Origin of the sequence: Pseudomonas sp. GM41(2012) (genome assembly GCF_000282315.2) — a bacterium.
Classification (GTDB): domain Bacteria; phylum Pseudomonadota; class Gammaproteobacteria; order Pseudomonadales; family Pseudomonadaceae; genus Aquipseudomonas.
Map to the genome: position 1 here is coordinate 158844 of NZ_AKJN02000008.1, position 17842 is coordinate 176685.

A 17842-nucleotide genomic window follows, 5' to 3' on the forward strand; every position below is an offset into this window, starting at 1 on the left:
CTTACTGTTGTAGTTTTTATAGTCCTGGCGCCGTAGCAGCAGAACCGGGTCAGATATCTTCGATATCCTCCGGAAAATGCCCCCGGCAACTGTACCGGTACAGTGTAGAGCGCCAATTGTTAGCCTGGGAAGCTGGCGCCAGGGGGCAAAACCTGAGGGTGTCGCTTTTTTGAAAGAAAAAGACAGAATGGCGGCGGGGGTTATAGCTGAAATATCAGCAATCCTTGGCTTTCCTGCTGTTTTCAATCAGTAACTCTATTGCATCCGGGTTTTTCTGCCAGACCACCAACGTTATGATTACGTCGATTTCTTTTCCGGACAGGACCCATGACTCAAGAACCTAGCACCCTCTATGCCAAGCTGCTTGGTGAAACCGCATCTATTACCTGGAAGGAACTGGAGCCGTTCTTCGCCAAGGGTGCCCTATTGTGGGTCGACCCCGGTCTGGATTTGATTGCTGCAGCGGAGGCAGTCGCGACCGACGAAGGCGAGAAAGTGGCCGCCTGGCTGGCCGCCGACAAGGTCGCCAAGCTGTCTGAAACGCGGGCGCTGGATCTTTTCGAGCGCGATCCGGAGCTGTGGGCAGTGGTTGTTTCACCGTGGATTATGATCCAGGAAAGGGCGACGAGCTGAAGATGCGCACCCTATTGGTGCGCGACTTTGTCGGGCAAAAGTGTGTAGCCGAGTAGCGTGATGGCATGTTGCCGTAGAGAAAGGCCACAAGCGGGCCAGCATCACGGTGACGTAAACGTAACGGGAACAGTTTATCGAGCAGCCGATTGGCTGCTTAATTGTTTCTGGATGTTGGAATTTGTGGTGAATATAAGGCCGCCATCGCGAGCAAGCTCGGCTCCTACAGAGTTCGGTGCGTTCACAAGATTTGTGATCGACATCGTCCCTGTAGGAGCCGAGCTTGCTCGCGATTGGGCGCGCCGCTAATTAAGCGGTCTTGCCCGTATGGTTATTCAAAGAAATAACCTTGGTCTTGCCAATCCGGTGACGATAAATCTCGCGCAAGTACTTGATCGCCTTCTTCACGCAATCCCGGGACAGGCGAATGTCATTGATCGAGACGAACTTGTCTTTATCGTTGATCAGCTCGCGGTACTTCTTCTCGTACATCGGTTTGATCGCGTACCAGTTGGTGTCGAGGATCTTCGCCGGGTTCTCGAACTCATTAAGCAGCTCGTCGATACGGTCCTCGTCGAACTCTTCATTAATGATGAAGTCCAGGATCGAGTTATCCAGAGTCTCGTCAAAGCGGTACGGGTTTTTCGCGAAGCAACGCTTGATGAAGGCCACGATCAGCGTCAGGAAATCGTCCGACAGGCACGGGCTCTTGGCGATCAGGGTGGTCAGCGACAGGTTGGCCGAGGCGCCGATGACCAGCGCATAACGCTTGAGCGTGGTGTTCGGGAACAGGCTGTTGAGGTGGGTCTTCAACCGGTTCAAGTCCATGTAGGACAGCTTGTAGTCCTTTGGCAGCGAAACAATCGAGACCACCGACGAGCAGTTCTTGAAGAAGTGCAGGTCGTGCAACGCGGCCGCGTCATACCCCGAATTCTTGTACTGCTCCAGCGAGGCGCGATAGCGCTTGGATTCGATCGGCAACAGGCTGATGCCTTCGATCGCCTGGGTCACTTTGTTGAAGTGCGGCAAGTCGATGGAGCGGAAGAACAGGTCGTCGATGTTCAGGCGCTGCGGTTCTTTCTCGAACACCTTGAACTTGTCGCTGCTCGGCGGCGGTGTTTCCGGCACCACGGACTCGGCGTAGGCAATCGCTACGGGGCCGGCCAGGCTCATGAACAGGTCGTTGGCGTCGAGGCGAATGGTTTCGCCGATGTCGATGCCAGCCCGACGGAAATAGTTCTGGTCGTAGTCGGTGGTCACCGCCTGAGCCGTCAGAATGTTGAAGATCTGCTGTGAGATGTATTGGTTAGCGTGCTTTTCCATCGCGTTGACGTCGATGTTCTGAATGTTGCCGTCATCGCTTTCTTCGGCATAACGCATGATGTCGTTGGAGATCAGCATCATGGCGTTCCATGGGCGGATACGGCCCATGACACTGGCTTCGCTGCTGTCTTCGTTGTCGAAGTTGTAGGAGAAGTCCCACTCTTCAGACAGGTATTTACACAGCAGACGACCGGCGTTGATGTGCAGCGCCTCGGACATTTCGCTGCGGTGATCGGAAATGTTCGGCAGCACGCAGATGCCGCTGGTGAAGATCGGCTCGAAGACGAAGGAATGACCGCTCTTGCCGTCGTGTTCGTCCATCGGTTTGGTATCGAACGTCTTGTTCATGTACGAGTGCTGCTGGGCCAGGCCGAATTCCGAGGCCATGCCCGAACCGGTACCGCCGCCGGCACTGAAAATCGAGAAATACAGGCGCGACTGGTTGGCCTTGATCCCGCAGCTATCGATCAGGTACGAGTGAATCATCTTCCAGTCAGGGCTGGAGAAACGCTGGGTGTCCTTGTTCAGGATGATCTTGGCCAGGTACTGACCGAGGATCGGCGCGTTACCGGCACCACCCGCGTGGACTTCCGACAAGTCCATGATTTTCATTTTGCTGTAGTCGCGCAGGAAACCGCTTTTTTCGCCTTTGCGCGAGAAACGGATGCGGCCGGCGATGTCTTTGTCCAGGTCGCCGAGCATGACCAGCGGTTCTACCAGGAACACCGGTTTGGTGGCCTTGTTCGGCCCCAGGCGCAGGTTGTTGCGAATCCACTGTGCCGGGCTGTAGCCCTTTTCGGCGAAGCGTTTGTCCGGCGACAGACGATCTTCGTTATTGAATTCGTTGAGGTAGAACTTGCGGGCGTTGTACACCAGCTCCGCGACGTCCAGCGCGATGTTCGAGCCGCAGCGGCCCAGGCCGATCAGGCACACCGACGGGAATTCCTGATCGCTGTGATGTTCGCTGTCGCCTTCCAGATGCGGTGGGCGCGGGAACACCATGTCGCGCAGACCGTCGAGGTTATCGAGGATACGATCGGTATTGGTTTCGGTGAAGTACAGGTATTGCTGAGTTGCCAGCGGGCGCGATGGCGTCAATGGCTTCGACGGTGCGGGGCTGTTCGCCGCGGGGCTCAACGCCAGATCGGATATCGCAGTGGCCGGATTGTTTTTAGAAGTCATTGTGCGCCATGTACCTGGGCTGGTTGGTTGGGCGACAAGGTGTCGTCGAACCATCACGGATGGGATCTCGCGTTTTTTTTCAGCGCGTATTTGGCCCAAGCGTCAGGGCCTTGGCCTGAGCATCGCTCGGGGGAATCCTTTCCTAAGTCATGATGAATCGGCCAATATTTGCCGATCTTTAATCAAAAGGAGGCCAAATGATGGCAGCGTTACCTTCACTCGGGTTTGCCGGGGTCGGCCTGATGGGCTTGCCGATGTGCCGGCGCTTGCTGGCAGCGGGTTACCCGCTGACGGTGTGGAACCGCAATCCAGCCAAGTGCGCGCCGCTGGTCGAGGCCGGTGCACGACAGGTCGCCACGCCGGCTGAGCTGTGTCAGCACGCCGACGTGGTGATGTTGTGCCTGGCGGACACGTCGGTGGTTCGTGAGGTGGTGTTTGGCGCGGCAGGTATTGTACAAGGTGCGAAAAGCGGTCAATTGCTGGTGGATTTTTCCAGCCTGGAACCTACCGCGACGCGGGAAATGGCGACAGCGCTGGTCAGCCAAACCGGCATGAGCTGGCTGGATGCACCGGTGTCTGGCGGAGTGGTCGGCGCCGAGGCTGGCAGCCTGGCGATCATGGTGGGCGGTGAAACGGCGGATCTTGAACGCGTCAGGCCTGTGCTGTTGAGCCTCGGCCAGCGCGTGACCCACATGGGCGCCGTCGGAGCGGGGCAGGTGACCAAGGCCTGCAATCAGATGATCGTCGCCTGCAACGCGCTGGTGATCGCCGAAGTGGTGGCGTTGGCCGAACGTTCCGGGGTGCAGGCCAGTCTGATCGCCGAGGCTCTGGCAGGCGGGTTTGCCGATTCAAAGCCCTTGCAGATCCTCGGTCCGCAAATGGCCGAAAGCCGTTTCGAACCGGTGAAATGGCATGTGCGCACGCTGCTCAAGGACCTCGATACCGCGGTGAAGTTTTCCCGTGAGCAAGGCTCGGCCACGCCGATCAGTGGACTGGCCGCACAATTGATGCGACTGCATGGGAGCCAGGGATTCCTGGAAAAAGATCCGTCGACGCTAGTGCAGTTGTACCGCGAGCCAGACTCAAAGGGCTGACAGTGTGCAGGTGCTTGCGCTGGTTGATTTCGCTCAGCACCGGACGCAACTGCGCCAGCGGTATTGGACGACTGAGCAGGTAGCCCTGCACGAAGTCGCAGCCGTTACGCTCCAGAAACTCGTATTGCTCAAGGGTTTCGACGCCTTCGGTCACCACCTGCAAATGCAGCGTGTGGGCCATGACGATAATCGCTTGAACGATTTCCATGTCCTGGGTGGCCTTGGGAATGTCCTGGATGAACGAGCGGTCGATCTTCAGCGTGTTGAGTGGCAGTCGTTTGAGATAGGCCAGTGATGAGTAACCGGTGCCGAAGTCATCAATCGATAACGACACGCCGAGGGCACGAATCTGGCGCAGCAACACCAGCGTATCGGCGATGTTGCCCATCAGCGCATTTTCCGTCACTTCCAGTTCCAGCCGCTGCGGCGCCACTCCGGAGACCCGCAGCGCGTGTTCGATTTCATCGGCCAATGATTCGCGCGCCAGGTTCAGGGGCGAGCAGTTCACGGCGATGTGGAGTTCTTCGCAACCCTGACGCGACAACTCGCCCAGATCCTCACAGGCTTTGCGCAGGACCCAGTTGTCCAGTTCGGCAATCAGGCCGTTGGCCTCGGCGATGGCAATGAACCGGTCCGGCGCCAGCAGTCCGTGAACCGGATGTTGCCAGCGGACCAGCGCTTCAAGTTTGCTGACCTGAGCGGTTTTCAGGTCATAGATCGGTTGGTAATAGAGCATCAGTCCGGTGTTTTCGCGCAGGGCGTGGCGCAGTTCTTCTTCCAGTTGCAGTTCCAGCGTCGCGCGGGTTTTCAGGTTTTCGCTGAAGAAATTCAGGCCATTGCGCCCGCTGTCCTTGGACTGATACAGCGCCAGGTCAGCATTTTTCAGCAACTCTTCACAGGTCTTACCATCTTCCGGAAACACGCTGATGCCGATGCTGGTGGTCATGACCATGCGCCGCCCGGACAGCTCGATGGGCTCCTTCATTTTCGCCATGATGCGCTGGGCCATGTGCCGCGCTTCATCACGATCATGCAGGCTGATGAGGATGCAAAACTCGTCGCCTCCGAAGCGCGCAACCACATCTTCGTGGCTGCGCACCGAGCACTTTATGTGGCTGGCCAGGACTTTGAGCAATTCGTCGCCGGCATCATGGCCGAGGCTGTCGTTGATCCGCTTGAAATGGTCGATGTCCAGGAACAGCACCGCCAGCATGCCGCCTTCGTTGGTTTTCTCGATGAGTTTCTCGGCAAAAATCTGGTTGAAGCCACGGCGGTTGATCAGGTTGGTCAGGGGGTCGTAGTGCGCCACCTGTTGTAACGACATCCTCGCCTGGTCCAGTTGACTGAGCAGGGTGTTGACCCGTTGCAGGTCGTGCTCCTTGTTTTGCAGCTTCTTGTCCGCCAGCGCCGCGCTGATGCTGCTGCCGATGATCAGCAGCGTCATGACCGCCACTGTCAGACCCAGTTGCAGATGATTGTTTTCGCCGGGCAGCGGCTGAAGGCTGTCGGCGGGCAGCACCAGGTTGAAGGCGGCCATGCCGGTGAAGTGCATGCTGATGATGCCTGCCCCGAGCACCAGGCTGGCGCTGTATTTGAGCAGTTGATGGAACAGACCGGTGCCGTCGCGCAGATGACTTGATATCAGCAGCGCTGCAAGGCTGGCACCGATGGCGATCACAATGGAGAGGGCGAACAGCGTGGGTTTGTAATAGGCCATCGCACTCGAACGCATGGCGGTCATGCCCACGTAATGCATGGTGGCGATGCCCAGGCCAATGCAGATCGACGCCTGGAGATATTGCCAAAAACTCAGGCGGGGATGACTGAGAGCATGCATCGCCAGCCACGAGGCGAGCAGGGCGATCAACAGAGAAAGGAGAGTGATGGGCAAGTCATATTGAATGTCGATCGGCGCCTTGAATGCCAGCATGCCAATGAAGTGCATGGCCCAGATCCCGCCCGCCAGGCAACTGGCACCGACCCAGCGCCAGAGCCGCTGCGAGGCGGGTTTTTCCACGTGACCGACCCGTTCAGCCATGTCCAATGTGGCAAAGCTACCGACACAGGCGACCAAATAGGCCAGCAGAACCAGAAAAGGGTCATGTGTGCAGTTGAGTATTACCTGGCCGTTCGCCGTCAGCTCGGTAATGAAATGCAAACCAAGCCACTCCATAGCATGCCCCATTGTCATCCTGGCTGGCGCCATGAACGCTGGCGAATGCTCTGGAGTATAGAAGGCGTGTTTAGAGTGCAAACGATAGTGGCAAATTGGCCCTAACCATTTTGGAATGGGTGTTAGAGCGTTTGGAAATAAATGGTGTATCAGCTGCGACATCTTCCATGGGCGGATATCAGCTTTACAAATAATGACAGACAGCTCTGGCGGGCCTGACTAGATTGCAGGTTCCGGGCTCGGATGCGCTGGCAGTGAAGCCCCAATAACAATAAAAGAGACGGACCCATGCAGAACTCGACCCAAGCGGCGAATGCCTGGCGCATTCTGTTCCTGCTGTTCCTGGCCAACCTGTTCAACTTCTTCGATCGCACCATTCCGGCCATCATCATCGAACCGATCCGCATGGAATGGCACCTCAGCGACTTTCAACTGGGGATCATCGGTACCGCATTCACCCTCGTTTATGCCATTGCCGGCCTGCCTCTGGGGCGGATGGCCGATACCGGTTCGCGCAGCAAATTGATGGGCTGGGGCCTGGCGGCGTGGAGCGGGTTGACGGCGGTCAACGGATTGGTGGGGAGTTTCTGGGCGTTCCTGATCGTGCGCATGGGCATCGGCATCGGTGAAGCCAGTTACGCACCGGCCGCCAACTCGCTGATCGGCGACCTGTTCCCGGCCCACCGCCGGGCACGGGCGATGGGCATTTTCATGCTCGGCTTGCCGCTGGGGTTGCTGCTGGCGTTCTTCACCATCGGCGCGATGGTCAAGGCGTTCGACAGCTGGCGCGCGCCGTTCTTTATCGCGGCAGTGCCGGGGCTGATCCTGGCGATCTTCATGTTCTACATCAAAGAACCGAAACGCGGCGCCGCGGAGAGTGTGCAGGTTTCTCAGGAGCGTGTAGACCGGCCGATCCGTCGGGTGTTGGCGGTGCCGACGTTCCTGTGGCTGGTGATGGCGGGGCTGTGCTTCAACTTCGCCACGTATGCCTGCAACTCGTTTCTGGTGCCGATGCTGCAGCGCTATTTCCTGATGCCATTACAGGAAGCAGCGGTGGCGACCGGGGTGATCGTCGGCGTGACCGGGTTGTTCGGCCTGACACTGGGCGGTTGGGTCGCGGACAAGATTCACCAGCGGGTGGCCAATGGGCGACTGCTGTTTGCCGCGTTCAGCTTGATCATCTCGACGGTATGCACGGCGTGGGCGCTGCATTCCGGGCGGATCGAGATCGGCGTGTTTGTGGCGGTGTTCAGTGTGGGCTGGTTGTTTGCCTACAACTTTTACACCTGCGTTTACACCGCCATTCAGGACGTAGTCGAGCCGCGCTTGCGAGCTACGGCCATGGCGCTGTTCTTTGCCGGGTTGTATTTGCTGGGTGGTGGATTGGGGCCAGTGGTGGTGGGCGCATTGTCCGACCACTTTGCGCATACGGCGATGCTCTCGGCCGGAGCTGAACAGATGACTGAGGCGTTCAAGGCTGTCGGCTTGCATGACGCGATGTATTTGATCCCGGTGGCGCTGTTTTTCACCATGGTGTTTCTGTTCCTGGCTTCGCGGTGTTTTGTGCGCGATGCCAAGCGGATGAAGGAAGGGTTGGTTGCCGTGGTTGAGCCTGTGGGTTCTGCGGTGACTGCCTAATCGCCATCGCGAGCAGGCTCACTCCCACATGGGTATTGTGGCGCTCACAAATCCCCTGTGGGAGCGAGCCTGCTCGCGATGAGGCCATCAGCAACACCACAACAATCAAGCAGAAAAAAAGGCCCGCATCGCTGCGGGCCTTTTGTTTTAGCGGTGGGGCAGGGGACTTAACCCGCCACCAACACCCGAATCGCTTCCAGTCGCAGCGCAGCCTTGTCGAGCATGGCCAGGCCTTGCTCGCGTTGCTTGCGCAGGGCAACCAGCTCGCTGTCGCGCACGGTCGGGTTGACCGCTTGCAACGCGGTCAGGCGCGCCAGTTCTTCATCGGTGTCGGCGGCCAGGCGACGCTGCGCCTCAGCCACGCGCTCGGCGTGACGCGGGAAGATCTTCTCTTCACCGGCGTTGATCCGTGGCGTCAGCTGATCGCGCTGGGCCTGGATGAACTTGTTGGCGCTGGCACGCGGCACGCTTTCCAGCTGATCGTTAAGGGTTTCGAACGACACACGGGCCGACAGGTCGTTGCCATTGGCATCGAGCAGGCAGCGCAGGGCGGCCGGCGGCAGGTAACGGCCCAGTTGCAGCGAGCGCGGGGCAACCACTTCGCTGACGTAGAGCAGTTCCAGCAACACGGTGCCGGGCTTCAGCGCCTTGTTCTTGATCAGCGCCACGGCGGTGTTGCCCATGGAACCGGACAAGACAAGGTCCATGCCGCCCTGAACCATCGGGTGTTCCCAGGTAATGAACTGCATGTCTTCGCGAGACAGCGCCTGGTTGCGGTCGTAAGTGATGGTCACGCCTTCGTCGTCGCCCAGCGGGAAGCTGGCGTCGAGCATTTTTTCGCTCGGCTTGAGGATCAGCGCGTTTTCCGAATGGTCTTCGCTGTCGATGCCGAAGGCGTCGAACAGGGTTTCCATGTAGATCGGCAGGGCGAACTGGTCGTCTTGCTCAAGGATGTCCTCGACCAGTGCATCACCTTCGCCAGCGCCGCCGGAATTGAGTTCCAACAAGCGGTCACGGCCGGTGTGCAGCTCGGCTTCCATGCGTTCGCGCTCGGTGCGGGCTTCGTCGATCAGCGCTTGCCACTCGCCGTCGTCGGCATTTTCCAGCAGCGGCAGCAGGCGCGGGCCGAACTGATGCTGCAGGGCGTTGCCGGTCGGGCAGGTGTTGAGGAATGCGTTCAGCGCTTCGTGGTACCACTGGAACAGGCGCTCTTGCGGGCTGGTTTCCAGGTACGGCACGTGCAGTTCGATGATGTGTTTCTGGCCGATCCGGTCCAGACGACCGATACGCTGCTCCAGCAGGTCCGGGTGCGAGGGCAGATCGAACAGCACCAAGTGGTGCGAGAACTGGAAGTTACGACCTTCACTGCCGATTTCCGAGCAGATCAGCACTTGCGCGCCAAATTCTTCGTCGGCGAAGTAAGCGGCGGCGCGGTCACGCTCGAGGATGTTCATGCCTTCGTGGAAGACGGTGGCCGGGATGCCGGAACGCACGCGCAAGGCGTCTTCCAGGTCCATGGCGGTTTCGGCGTGGGCGCAGATCACCAGCACTTTGGTGCGCTTGAGCATCTTCAGCGTGTCGATCAGCCACTCGACGCGCGGGTCGAATTTCCACCAGCGTTCTTCTTCGCTGGCATCCGGCTGGGCCTGGAAGCTGACTTCCGGGTACAGCTCGGCGTGATCGCCCAATGGCAATTCGAGGTATTCGTCGGGGCATGGCAGCGGGTACGGATGCAGTTTGCGCTCCGGGAAACCCTGCACGGCGGCGCGGGTGTTGCGGAACAGCACGCGGCCGGTGCCGTGGCGGTCGAGCAGTTCGCGGACCAGACGGGCGCTGGCTTCGGTGTCGCCATCGTTGACGGCGGTCAGCAGCGCTTCGCCTTCGTTGCCGAGGAAACCGTGAATAGTCTTGTGCGCTTCAGGCGACAGGCGCCCTTTGTCCAGCAGCTCCTGGACGGCTTCGGCCACCGGGCGATAGTTTTCGCTCTCGGCGCGGAAGGCGTGCAGGTCATGGAAGCGGTTCGGATCGAGCAGGCGCAGACGCGCAAAGTGGCTGTCCTGACCCAGTTGTTCCGGGGTTGCGGTCAGCAGCAAAACGCCGGGAATGACTTCGGCCAGTTGTTCAACCAGCGAGTATTCCGGGCTGGCCTTGTCTTCATGCCACACCAGGTGGTGCGCTTCGTCGACGACCATCAGGTCCCAACCGGCGGCGAACAGCGCGTCCTGGGCCTTCTCGTCTTCCACCAGCCACTCGAGTGCAACCAGCGCGAGCTGGGTGTCTTCGAACGGGTTGGCGGCATCGCTTTCGATAAAGCGTTCTTCGTCGAACAGCGCAACTTGCAGGTTGAAGCGGCGGCGCATCTCGACCAGCCACTGGTGCTGAAGGTTCTCTGGAACCAGGATCAGCACGCGGTTGGCGCGGCCCGAGAGCAGTTGGCGATGGATCACCAGACCGGCTTCGATGGTTTTGCCCAGACCCACTTCGTCCGCCAGCAGAACCCGCGGCGCAATGCGGTCGGCGACTTCACGGGCGATGTGCAGCTGGTGCGCGATCGGTTGCGCACGCACGCCACCGAGGCCCCAAAGCGCGGACTGCAACTGGCGGCTGGTGTGTTCCAGGGTGTTGTACCGCAGGGAGAACCAGGCCAGCGGGTCGATCTGCCCGGCGAACAAACGATCGCTGGCCAGACGGAACTGAATGAAGTTCGACAGTTGGGTTTCCGGCAGGGTAACCACTTCGTTATGCCCGTTGAGGCCGTGGTAAACCAGCAGGCCGTCGACGTCGTCGACTTCCTGTACGGTCAGTTTCCAGCCTTCGAAGTGAGTGATCGAGTCACCCGGCGAAAACCGCACGCGGGTGAGGGGCGCATTCCGTAGCGCGTACTGGCGAGTCTCGCCAGTGGCCGGGTAGAGCACGGTCAACAAGCGGCCGTCCTGTGCCAGAACGGTGCCTAAACCCAGCTCGGCTTCGCTGTCACTGATCCAGCGTTGCCCCGGTTGATACTGCTGCGCCATGCTGCCTGACTCCCACCTTGAAAAAGCGGGCTATCTTAACGGAATCGGCCCTCCAGACCAAAAGGTTTACGGCGCAGGAGCTGCCGAAGGCTGCGATCTTTTGATCTTGGGGAACGCTTGAGCTCTATGTTGTCCGATAAAGATCGCAGCCTGCGGCAGCTCCTACAAGTGCCAAACGGATCACAGTTTGCGACCGATGGCTCAAGTCGGCATCCCCGCAGCCGACAGCCTGCTGACAGGAGACCAATAATTATGCTGCCACCGATGCTCCCCTTGAGTGCCGTGCCAATCACCTCACAGCAGGATCCGATTCGCCAGCGGCCGGATATTCCACCCGTGGTACCGGTGCAGGAAAGCTCCAACGAAAGCACCATCGACCTGCAGCAGCGCGATCCGGAAGAGGCGGCGTATCAGCTGCGCGAGGAACAGCGCCGCAAGCAGGAGCAGCAAAGGCGCCGCCGTGAAGCTGATGAAGATCCTGAAGAACACCTGGCGATTCCCGGTGACGAGCTCAACGCCGACAATACCGTGCCAGTGGCGCCATTGATGGAAGATCAGCCACGGCAGGGTTTGTGGGTCGATATCCAGATTTGAGCTCATGGCTGGTCAGCGCTGCCTTCAGACCGCATTATTGGCACATCCTTGCCTGCAGACGCGGCAACTGAACTTCATTCCAGGCGATGCACTGAGCACCATGAGCCAAGACGACAAACTGATCGACCTCAACGCCGAACGCGCCAAGCGGGTTCATGACCTTAATGAAAAGCGTCTGAACGAAGTGCGCCAGGCGTTCGAGCACGCCATGCCGTTGGGTAAAGCGAAGAAAAAGCCGAAGAACAAACCGAAAAAGCGTTGAAACACCCTGCATTGGTTGATGCAGGTCAGTTATTTCCCCTCCTTTACGCCCAGTCTCGGGCGACATTGATCCCGGTCAATTTCTTCTCCTGCCTGATTGGTTAACTTAGCCCCATCGCAACAAGGCAAGCGCAGGAGGCCAGTCATGTTTTTCGACAACGTGGTGATCGCCGGAGTGCTGACAGTCGGCCTCATGGTTCTGTTTTTTGCAGGGTTTGGATTTTTTATCTAGAAGGATTCGCACAAGCGCAAACCGTAGGTCTTTCTGGAAGCAATGAGCACGCAAGGCATTTTGGGCAACTTCGGTTGCCCTTTTTTTTGCGTCTGAAAATCTATCCAAATACGCCGACCCATTGTAGGAGCCGAGCTTGCTCGCGATGGGGCCATAACATTCAACATCCATTTTGCCTGTAAGGCCGCTATCGCGAGCAAGCTCGGCTCCTACAGGTTTTGTGGTGTTTTGAGTTTCCGGTGGGCAATAAAAAGGCGCGAACCTCACGGAACGCGCCTTTTTTAGCAGCGGTATATCAGCTGCCCAGTGCCTTCGACGCCAGCCAGAACAGGCCGGCCGACAGGGCCACTGTGGCTGGCAGGGTCAGAATCCAGGCCAGCAGGATGGTTTTGACGGTGCCACCTTGCAGGCCGCTTTTATTGGCGACCATGGTGCCGGCCACGCCCGAGGACAGGACGTGGGTGGTGGAAACCGGCAGGCTGAAGATGTTTGCCAGGCCGATCATGCACGCGGTGGTGATCTGTGCAGACATGCCTTGAGCGTAGGTCATGCCTTGCTTGCCGATCTTCTCGCCGATGGTCAGAACCACACGCTTCCAGCCAACCATGGTACCCAGGCCGAGAGCCAGAGCGACCGCCAGAATCACCCAGAACGGGGCATATTCGGTGGTGGTGGTCAGGTCTTTGCGTAGCTTGTCCAGGTCAGCCTTTTCACGGGCAGCGAGACCAGGAAGCTTGCTGACTTTCTTCGCAGTGTCGTCCAGGCAGAGCAGGTAGCGACGCACTTCGATGCGGCTTTCCGCCGGCAGCGAGTGGTAGTCCGCTACACCTTTAAGGGTGCCGAGCAGGGCGGTGATGGTCGGTTCGGTCTGTTGCGGATTGCAACGGAATTTCTCAGGCAGGTCGCCTTCCACGCTTTTGCCCAAGGCCAGGAATTCACCCAGCGTATCGGCATTGCGCTTGTAGAACTGGCTCAGGTGCAGGGTCGCGTCGCGAGTCCGTTCGATCTGGTAGGTTGTGCTGCCCAGGTCGAGTACGAACTGCGCCGGCACGATACCGATCAGCACCAGCATGATCAGGCCGATACCTTTCTGGCCATCGTTGGAACCGTGCACGAAGCTCACGGCCATGGCCGAGATCACCAGTACCAGACGGTTCCAGAACGGCGGGTGCTTCTTGTCATCAAGCTTGCGGCGCTGGTCCGGTGTCTTGTGCATCTTCGACAGCGGACGCCACCATTTCAGTCCGATGAGGACCAAGGCGGCAACGAGGAAACCGGCCATTGGCGAGAACACCAGGGATGCACCGATATCGATCGCTTTCTGCCAGTTCACGCCATCAGCCAACGGAATGTCGTTGATCAAGGCGTTGGCAAGGCCGACACCGAGGATCGACCCGATCAGCGTATGGGAGCTGGAAGCCGGGATACCGAAGTACCAGGTGCCCAGGTTCCAGGTGATAGCGGCGGCGAGCAGCGAGAACACCATGGCCAGCCCGTGACCGGTGTTCACATTGATCAGCAGCTCTACCGGCAGCAGGTGGACAATGGCATACGCCACGCCGACACCGCCCAGCAGCACGCCGAGGAAGTTGAACACACCGGAAAAGAACACCGCCAGATGGGGCGGCATGGCTTTGGTGTAGATAACAGTGGCCACCGCGTTAGCGGTGTCATGAAAGCCGTTGATGAACTCGAAGGCGAGGACAAAGGCCAGGGCGAGCAAGAGGCTCACAAGCACCCAAGCATCTAGTCCGCTGAATAAATCGATCATGAAGGTTTTCTGACCCGGTCGTAAGGGGGCGCGATTATGCCAGAAAAGACTGCTAATCAATGCACTTGCTGCTCATCGGTAACATTCTTCAACGAATTAATTTTCGGCAGCAGCCCAAGCCCCAGGTTTTTACTGGGTTTTGCAAGTCATTGAATTTCTTTGAAAAGGCCGCAGCCACAAGGCGTTCTCTCGTAGGAGCAAGAGGTTTTAACGCTTGTGTGAAATATCTGAAAAGAGGGCCAGACATGCGCCATTTACCTCATCCGGTGGGTGAGGTGGCCGCTGCCCGCTGGTAGCGGGCGCGAAAGGCATCATCGATACATCCCGTTTTTAACGGGTGCAGACGCAGACCCTTGAAAGGATTCAGGCCGAGGGCTTATGGCTCTTCGGCTTTGAGTTCCTTTTCCATTTTCTGCAATTCTTGAGTGAAAGCCTGATCCTGAACGGTGGCGCGTTTACGCCAGGGTTTGCGTTCCGGTTCGGGCTGAGCGGCGTAGGTGGTGACTTCCCCGCCGTAAACTTCCTTGTAACGTTGTTCCTGGCGCTCAAGTTCCGCGCGCAGTTCGTCTTTCGTCACAGTGCTACCTGATTGAGTTGAGATAAATTCTGGTGAAACGCGCTGCATCAAATGTATTTGACCATGCTCGCCGAAAGGACAAGGCCCGCAAAGGCATCATTTTTTACGGTGTTGCGATCAATTACTTCCATGTTGCAGGCGGCCACGGCACCAGAGATAAACAGCTGACGTAGCATCAGTTTCCTGTTTCAGCGAACACCTTGGCGAAGCATATGAAATGAGTGTCAGGCGTTTGCTGGGGGCAACGGCGATGGAACATCGCGCTACCGGGTGGCGGAATCGGCAATTAAAAACCGGTCACCACTGAATTTCATTATAGCGGTCGAATCGAAGAACACTATCGTCAAAGAGTTAAAAGTGGGTCTTGATGTGTGATTGTTTTGTTACTCGCAACTTTATACGGCTAACTAGGTCATTCGGCGGCACGACGTTACAGTGATGCCTTTCTGACGCCATCAAGTCAAACAAGTTAGGACAATTACATCGAGGCTTCTAGTCTGCGTCAGAGCCCGTGTAAAAACAGGTGCAAGCAAGCCCGTCCAATAATCGAATCGGCGGTCCGATTGCGATTATCGGTCGTTGGTTCGATAATCGCACAGTCTTGGCTGGCCGGGGTTGTGTGGGGGACCGGCTGCCGCTTGTAATAGCCGCTGAACCGTGTGGGAAAAGGACCTTTTATGAACGATCAAATGCGCAACTCCTTCGCTTCAGTGGCGCCGCCGATCGTTGCCTCGCCCGCCAAGCGGATCCAGGCACTGACCGGCGACCCGGATTTCATGACATCCCTGGCCCGTGGCCTGGCCGTGGTGCAAGCGTTCCAGGAACGCAAACGTCACCTCACCATCGCCCAGATCAGTCACCGCACGGAAATTCCCCGCGCCGCTGTGCGCCGTTGCCTGCACACGCTGATCAAACTCGGCTACGCCACCACCGACGGCCGAACCTATTCGCTGCTGCCAAAAGTACTGACGCTTGGCCATGCCTATGTGTCCTCGACGCCGCTGGCGGTTTCCGCTCAGCCCTACCTGGACCGCATGAGCGAGCAACTTCATGAAGCTTGCAACATGGCCACTCTGGAAGGCGATGACATTTTGTACATCGCTCGTTCGGCCACCACCCAGCGACTGATTTCCGTCGACCTGTCGGTCGGTGGACGTCTGCCCGCCTATTGCACTTCGATGGGCCGGATTCTTCTCGCAGCGCTGGACGATACATCACTGCGCGAGTACCTCGACCATGCAGAGCTGCAAGCCAAGACCAGCCGAACCCTGCACACCCCCGAGGCGTTGCTCGAATGCCTGCAAGAGGTGCGGCAGCAAGGCTGGTGCATCGTCGATCAGGAACTGGAACAAGGTCTGCGCTCGATTGCCGTTCCGGTGTACGACGCTTCCGGCCAAGTGGTTGCGGCGCTAAATGTCAGTACCCACGCCGGCCGAGTCAGCCGCAACGAGCTGGAACAACGTTTCCTGCCCGGCCTTCTGAGCGCGAGTCGCGACCTCAGCGCGCAACTCTTCGCCTAAGCTGTTCGATAAACGCACAGAGTCGCGTTTATCGAATTGACGCTCTTTCCCTTGGATCATTAATGTCGCGGCAGCGTCATCCGGCGCTGCTGTTCTCGCTCCATTGCCGGGCGACGACCCCAATAATAATGAGAAGAGGCACCTCCCATGCGTACGTTTCCCGACTGTCGCTGTTCCCATCGGTTTCCCTGCCGGAACCGCATCGCCTGATTCCGATACCCCTTTCTTGTGACAGCGTCAGCTTTGGCTGACACCTGTTCGACTGCGTTCTTTGCGTGGAATAAAAATAATGAACCAGCCTCAGTCTGCTGTAGGAAACTGCCTCGACGTGCAGTCCTTCATCAATGCTCAACCCATTTCGCGCTACCAATGGCGAGTGGTGATCCTGTGTTTCCTGATTGTTTTCCTCGATGGCCTCGACACGGCGGCCATGGGTTTCATCGCGCCCGCCCTGTCTCAGGATTGGGGCATCGACCGCGCCAGTCTCGGCCCGGTGATGAGCGCGGCACTGATCGGCATGGTCTTCGGTGCACTGGGTTCTGGCCCATTGGCTGACCGCTTCGGGCGAAAAATCGTACTGGTGGGCGCGGTGCTGTTGTTCGGCGCGTTCAGCCTGGCTTCGGCTTACAGCACCAACGTCGATCAGTTGCTGGTGCTGCGATTCCTCACCGGCCTGGGCCTGGGTGCCGGCATGCCGAACGCCACGACGCTGCTGTCCGAATACACCCCGGAGCGCAAGAAATCCCTGCTGGTGACCAGCATGTTCTGCGGCTTCAACCTCGGCATGGCGGGCGGCGGTTTCATTTCCGCCAAACTGATTCCGGCCTTTGGCTGGCACAGTCTGCTGATGATCGGCGGGATTTTGCCGCTGATCCTCGCCGTCGTATTGCTGTTCTGGCTGCCGGAATCGGCACGCTACCTCGTCGTCCGCAATCGCGGCACTGACAAAGTGCGCAAGACCCTGGCGCCTATCGATCCAATCGTCGTCGCCCAGGCTTCCAGCTTCAGCGTGCCGGAACAGAAAACCGTGAAGGCCCGCAATGTGTTCGCGGTGATCTTCTCCGGCACCTACAGCACCGGTACTTTGTTGCTGTGGCTGACCTATTTCATGGGGTTGGTGATCGTTTATCTGCTGACCAGTTGGCTGCCAACGCTGATGCGTGACAGTGGCGCGAGCATGGAGCAGGCGGCATTCATCGGCGCGTTGTTCCAGTTTGGCGGGGTGTTGAGCGCGGTGGGCGTGGGCTGGGCGATGGACCGGTTCAATCCGCACAAGGTTATCGGCATTTTCTATCTATTCGCCGGGGTGTTTGCCTACGCGGTAGGGCAGAGCCTGGGCAACATCACGCTATTGGCGACGTTGGTGCTCGTGGCCGGGATGTGCGTCAACGGCGCGCAATCGGCGATGCCTTCACTGGCGGCGCGGTTTTATCCGACGCAGGGGCGGGCGACCGGGGTGTCGTGGATGCTCGGGATTGGCCGCTTCGGCGCGATTCTCGGTGCGTGGATGGGCGCAACGCTGCTGGGGCTTGGTTGGAACTTTGAACAAGTGCTGACAGCGCTGGTGATTCCAGCGGCATTGGCGACCACGGCGGTGGTGATCAAGGGCATGGTCAGCCATGCGGATGCGACTTGAGGACAGACTTCTGATTTTTCGTTGAGCCTGCGGCCCTCATCGCGAGCAGGCTCGCTCCCACAGGAGAACGCGGTCAACTGTGGGAGTGAGCCTGCTCGCGATGCTTTTAAGGATCGGTAGGTAGACAACAATGTGTTCGATAAACGAACACTCAGTCGATTATCGGATTGTTTGGCGTTTTTCAGGGGCTTACTCTT

14 protein-coding genes are annotated in these 17842 nt (G+C 58.4%); 8 read left to right on the plus strand and 6 right to left on the minus strand.

Annotation, left to right across the window (positions count from 1 at the left end):
• Positions 1–327: 327 nt before the first annotated feature.
• Complete coding sequence (locus PMI27_RS07515) at positions 328–633, plus strand: DUF2288 domain-containing protein (protein ID WP_008147299.1); 306 nt, start codon at positions 328–330, stop codon at positions 631–633.
• Positions 634–939: 306 nt separating this feature from the next.
• On the opposite strand, the gene PMI27_RS07510 is transcribed toward PMI27_RS07515, so the two are convergent.
• On the minus strand, positions 940–3135 hold the full coding sequence (locus tag PMI27_RS07510; protein ID WP_008147301.1) for a hypothetical protein: 2196 nt from the start codon (positions 3133–3135) through the stop codon (positions 940–942).
• A 197-nt stretch (positions 3136–3332) separates the two neighbouring features.
• On the opposite strand from PMI27_RS07510, the gene PMI27_RS30680 reads away from it, so the two are divergent.
• A complete protein-coding gene (locus tag PMI27_RS30680) occupies positions 3333–4229 on the plus strand; it encodes an NAD(P)-dependent oxidoreductase (RefSeq protein WP_008147303.1) in 897 nt (298 codons plus the stop codon).
• On the opposite strand, the gene PMI27_RS07505 is transcribed toward PMI27_RS30680, so the two are convergent.
• Positions 4120–6402 carry a putative bifunctional diguanylate cyclase/phosphodiesterase gene (locus tag PMI27_RS07505; protein WP_081757430.1) on the minus strand — a complete coding sequence of 761 codons (2283 nt, stop codon included), beginning with the start codon at positions 6400–6402 and terminating at the stop codon, positions 4120–4122. The two genes, PMI27_RS30680 and PMI27_RS07505, sit on opposite strands and share 110 nt — an antisense overlap.
• A 288-nt stretch (positions 6403–6690) precedes the next feature.
• Here PMI27_RS07505 and PMI27_RS07500 point away from each other — a divergent pair, with 288 nt between their 5' ends.
• Positions 6691–8040 (plus strand): spinster family MFS transporter, encoded by a 1350-nt coding sequence (locus tag PMI27_RS07500; RefSeq protein ID WP_008147308.1) that lies wholly within the window; start codon positions 6691–6693, stop codon positions 8038–8040.
• A gap of 167 nt (positions 8041–8207) precedes the next feature.
• Here the strand turns inward: PMI27_RS07500 and rapA are convergent, their stop codons facing one another.
• Complete coding sequence (gene rapA, locus PMI27_RS07495; protein ID WP_008147310.1) at positions 8208–11054, minus strand: RNA polymerase-associated protein RapA; 2847 nt, start codon at positions 11052–11054, stop codon at positions 8208–8210.
• Between the two features lie 252 nt (positions 11055–11306).
• Between rapA and PMI27_RS07490 the strand changes: the two genes are divergently transcribed.
• The 3 genes from PMI27_RS07490 (at position 11307) to ccoM (ending at position 12141) form a co-directional block, all read left to right on the plus strand.
• Positions 11307–11648 (plus strand): hypothetical protein, encoded by a 342-nt coding sequence (locus tag PMI27_RS07490; protein ID WP_008147312.1) that lies wholly within the window; start codon positions 11307–11309, stop codon positions 11646–11648.
• A 100-nt stretch (positions 11649–11748) separates the two neighbouring features.
• Complete coding sequence (locus PMI27_RS31905; RefSeq protein ID WP_095128014.1) at positions 11749–11910, plus strand: hypothetical protein; 162 nt, start codon at positions 11749–11751, stop codon at positions 11908–11910.
• Positions 11911–12054: 144 nt separating this feature from the next.
• Positions 12055–12141 carry a cytochrome c oxidase subunit CcoM gene (ccoM, locus tag PMI27_RS32335; protein WP_033053460.1) on the plus strand — a complete coding sequence of 29 codons (87 nt, stop codon included), beginning with the start codon at positions 12055–12057 and terminating at the stop codon, positions 12139–12141.
• A 295-nt stretch (positions 12142–12436) separates the two neighbouring features.
• On the opposite strand, the gene PMI27_RS07480 is transcribed toward ccoM, so the two are convergent.
• From PMI27_RS07480 to PMI27_RS32275, 3 genes are all read right to left on the minus strand, one after another.
• Positions 12437–13912, minus strand: coding sequence for an inorganic phosphate transporter (locus PMI27_RS07480; protein WP_033053461.1), 1476 nt, complete (start codon positions 13910–13912; stop codon positions 12437–12439).
• A gap of 376 nt (positions 13913–14288) precedes the next feature.
• Positions 14289–14489 (minus strand): hypothetical protein, encoded by a 201-nt coding sequence (locus PMI27_RS07475; RefSeq protein WP_007935837.1) that lies wholly within the window; start codon positions 14487–14489, stop codon positions 14289–14291.
• Positions 14490–14536: 47 nt separating this feature from the next.
• Entirely contained in the window at positions 14537–14665 is a 129-nt protein-coding gene (locus PMI27_RS32275) for a hypothetical protein (protein ID WP_008147315.1), read from the minus strand.
• 501 nt (positions 14666–15166) lie between these two features.
• Between PMI27_RS32275 and pcaR the strand changes: the two genes are divergently transcribed.
• Positions 15167–16009, plus strand: coding sequence for a pca regulon transcriptional regulator PcaR (gene pcaR / locus PMI27_RS07470; RefSeq protein WP_008147316.1), 843 nt, complete (start codon positions 15167–15169; stop codon positions 16007–16009).
• Between the two features lie 289 nt (positions 16010–16298).
• A complete protein-coding gene (locus PMI27_RS07465; protein ID WP_008147321.1) occupies positions 16299–17645 on the plus strand; it encodes an MFS transporter in 1347 nt (448 codons plus the stop codon).
• Positions 17646–17842: the final 197 nt, after the last annotated feature.

Coding starts and splice junctions, on each gene's coding strand:
- PMI27_RS07515 (WP_008147299.1), top strand. CDS start 328: ATGACTCAAGAACCTAGCACCCTCTATGCCAAGCTGCTTGGTGAAACC.
- PMI27_RS07510 (WP_008147301.1), bottom strand. CDS start 3,135: ATGACTTCTAAAAACAATCCGGCCACTGCGATATCCGATCTGGCGTTG.
- PMI27_RS30680 (WP_008147303.1), top strand. CDS start 3,333: ATGATGGCAGCGTTACCTTCACTCGGGTTTGCCGGGGTCGGCCTGATG.
- PMI27_RS07505 (WP_081757430.1), bottom strand. CDS start 6,402: ATGGAGTGGCTTGGTTTGCATTTCATTACCGAGCTGACGGCGAACGGC.
- PMI27_RS07500 (WP_008147308.1), top strand. CDS start 6,691: ATGCAGAACTCGACCCAAGCGGCGAATGCCTGGCGCATTCTGTTCCTG.
- rapA (WP_008147310.1), bottom strand. CDS start 11,054: ATGGCGCAGCAGTATCAACCGGGGCAACGCTGGATCAGTGACAGCGAA.
- PMI27_RS07490 (WP_008147312.1), top strand. CDS start 11,307: ATGCTGCCACCGATGCTCCCCTTGAGTGCCGTGCCAATCACCTCACAG.
- PMI27_RS31905 (WP_095128014.1), top strand. CDS start 11,749: ATGAGCCAAGACGACAAACTGATCGACCTCAACGCCGAACGCGCCAAG.
- ccoM (WP_033053460.1), top strand. CDS start 12,055: ATGTTTTTCGACAACGTGGTGATCGCCGGAGTGCTGACAGTCGGCCTC.
- PMI27_RS07480 (WP_033053461.1), bottom strand. CDS start 13,912: ATGATCGATTTATTCAGCGGACTAGATGCTTGGGTGCTTGTGAGCCTC.
- PMI27_RS32275 (WP_008147315.1), bottom strand. CDS start 14,665: ATGCTACGTCAGCTGTTTATCTCTGGTGCCGTGGCCGCCTGCAACATG.
- pcaR (WP_008147316.1), top strand. CDS start 15,167: ATGAACGATCAAATGCGCAACTCCTTCGCTTCAGTGGCGCCGCCGATC.
- PMI27_RS07465 (WP_008147321.1), top strand. CDS start 16,299: ATGAACCAGCCTCAGTCTGCTGTAGGAAACTGCCTCGACGTGCAGTCC.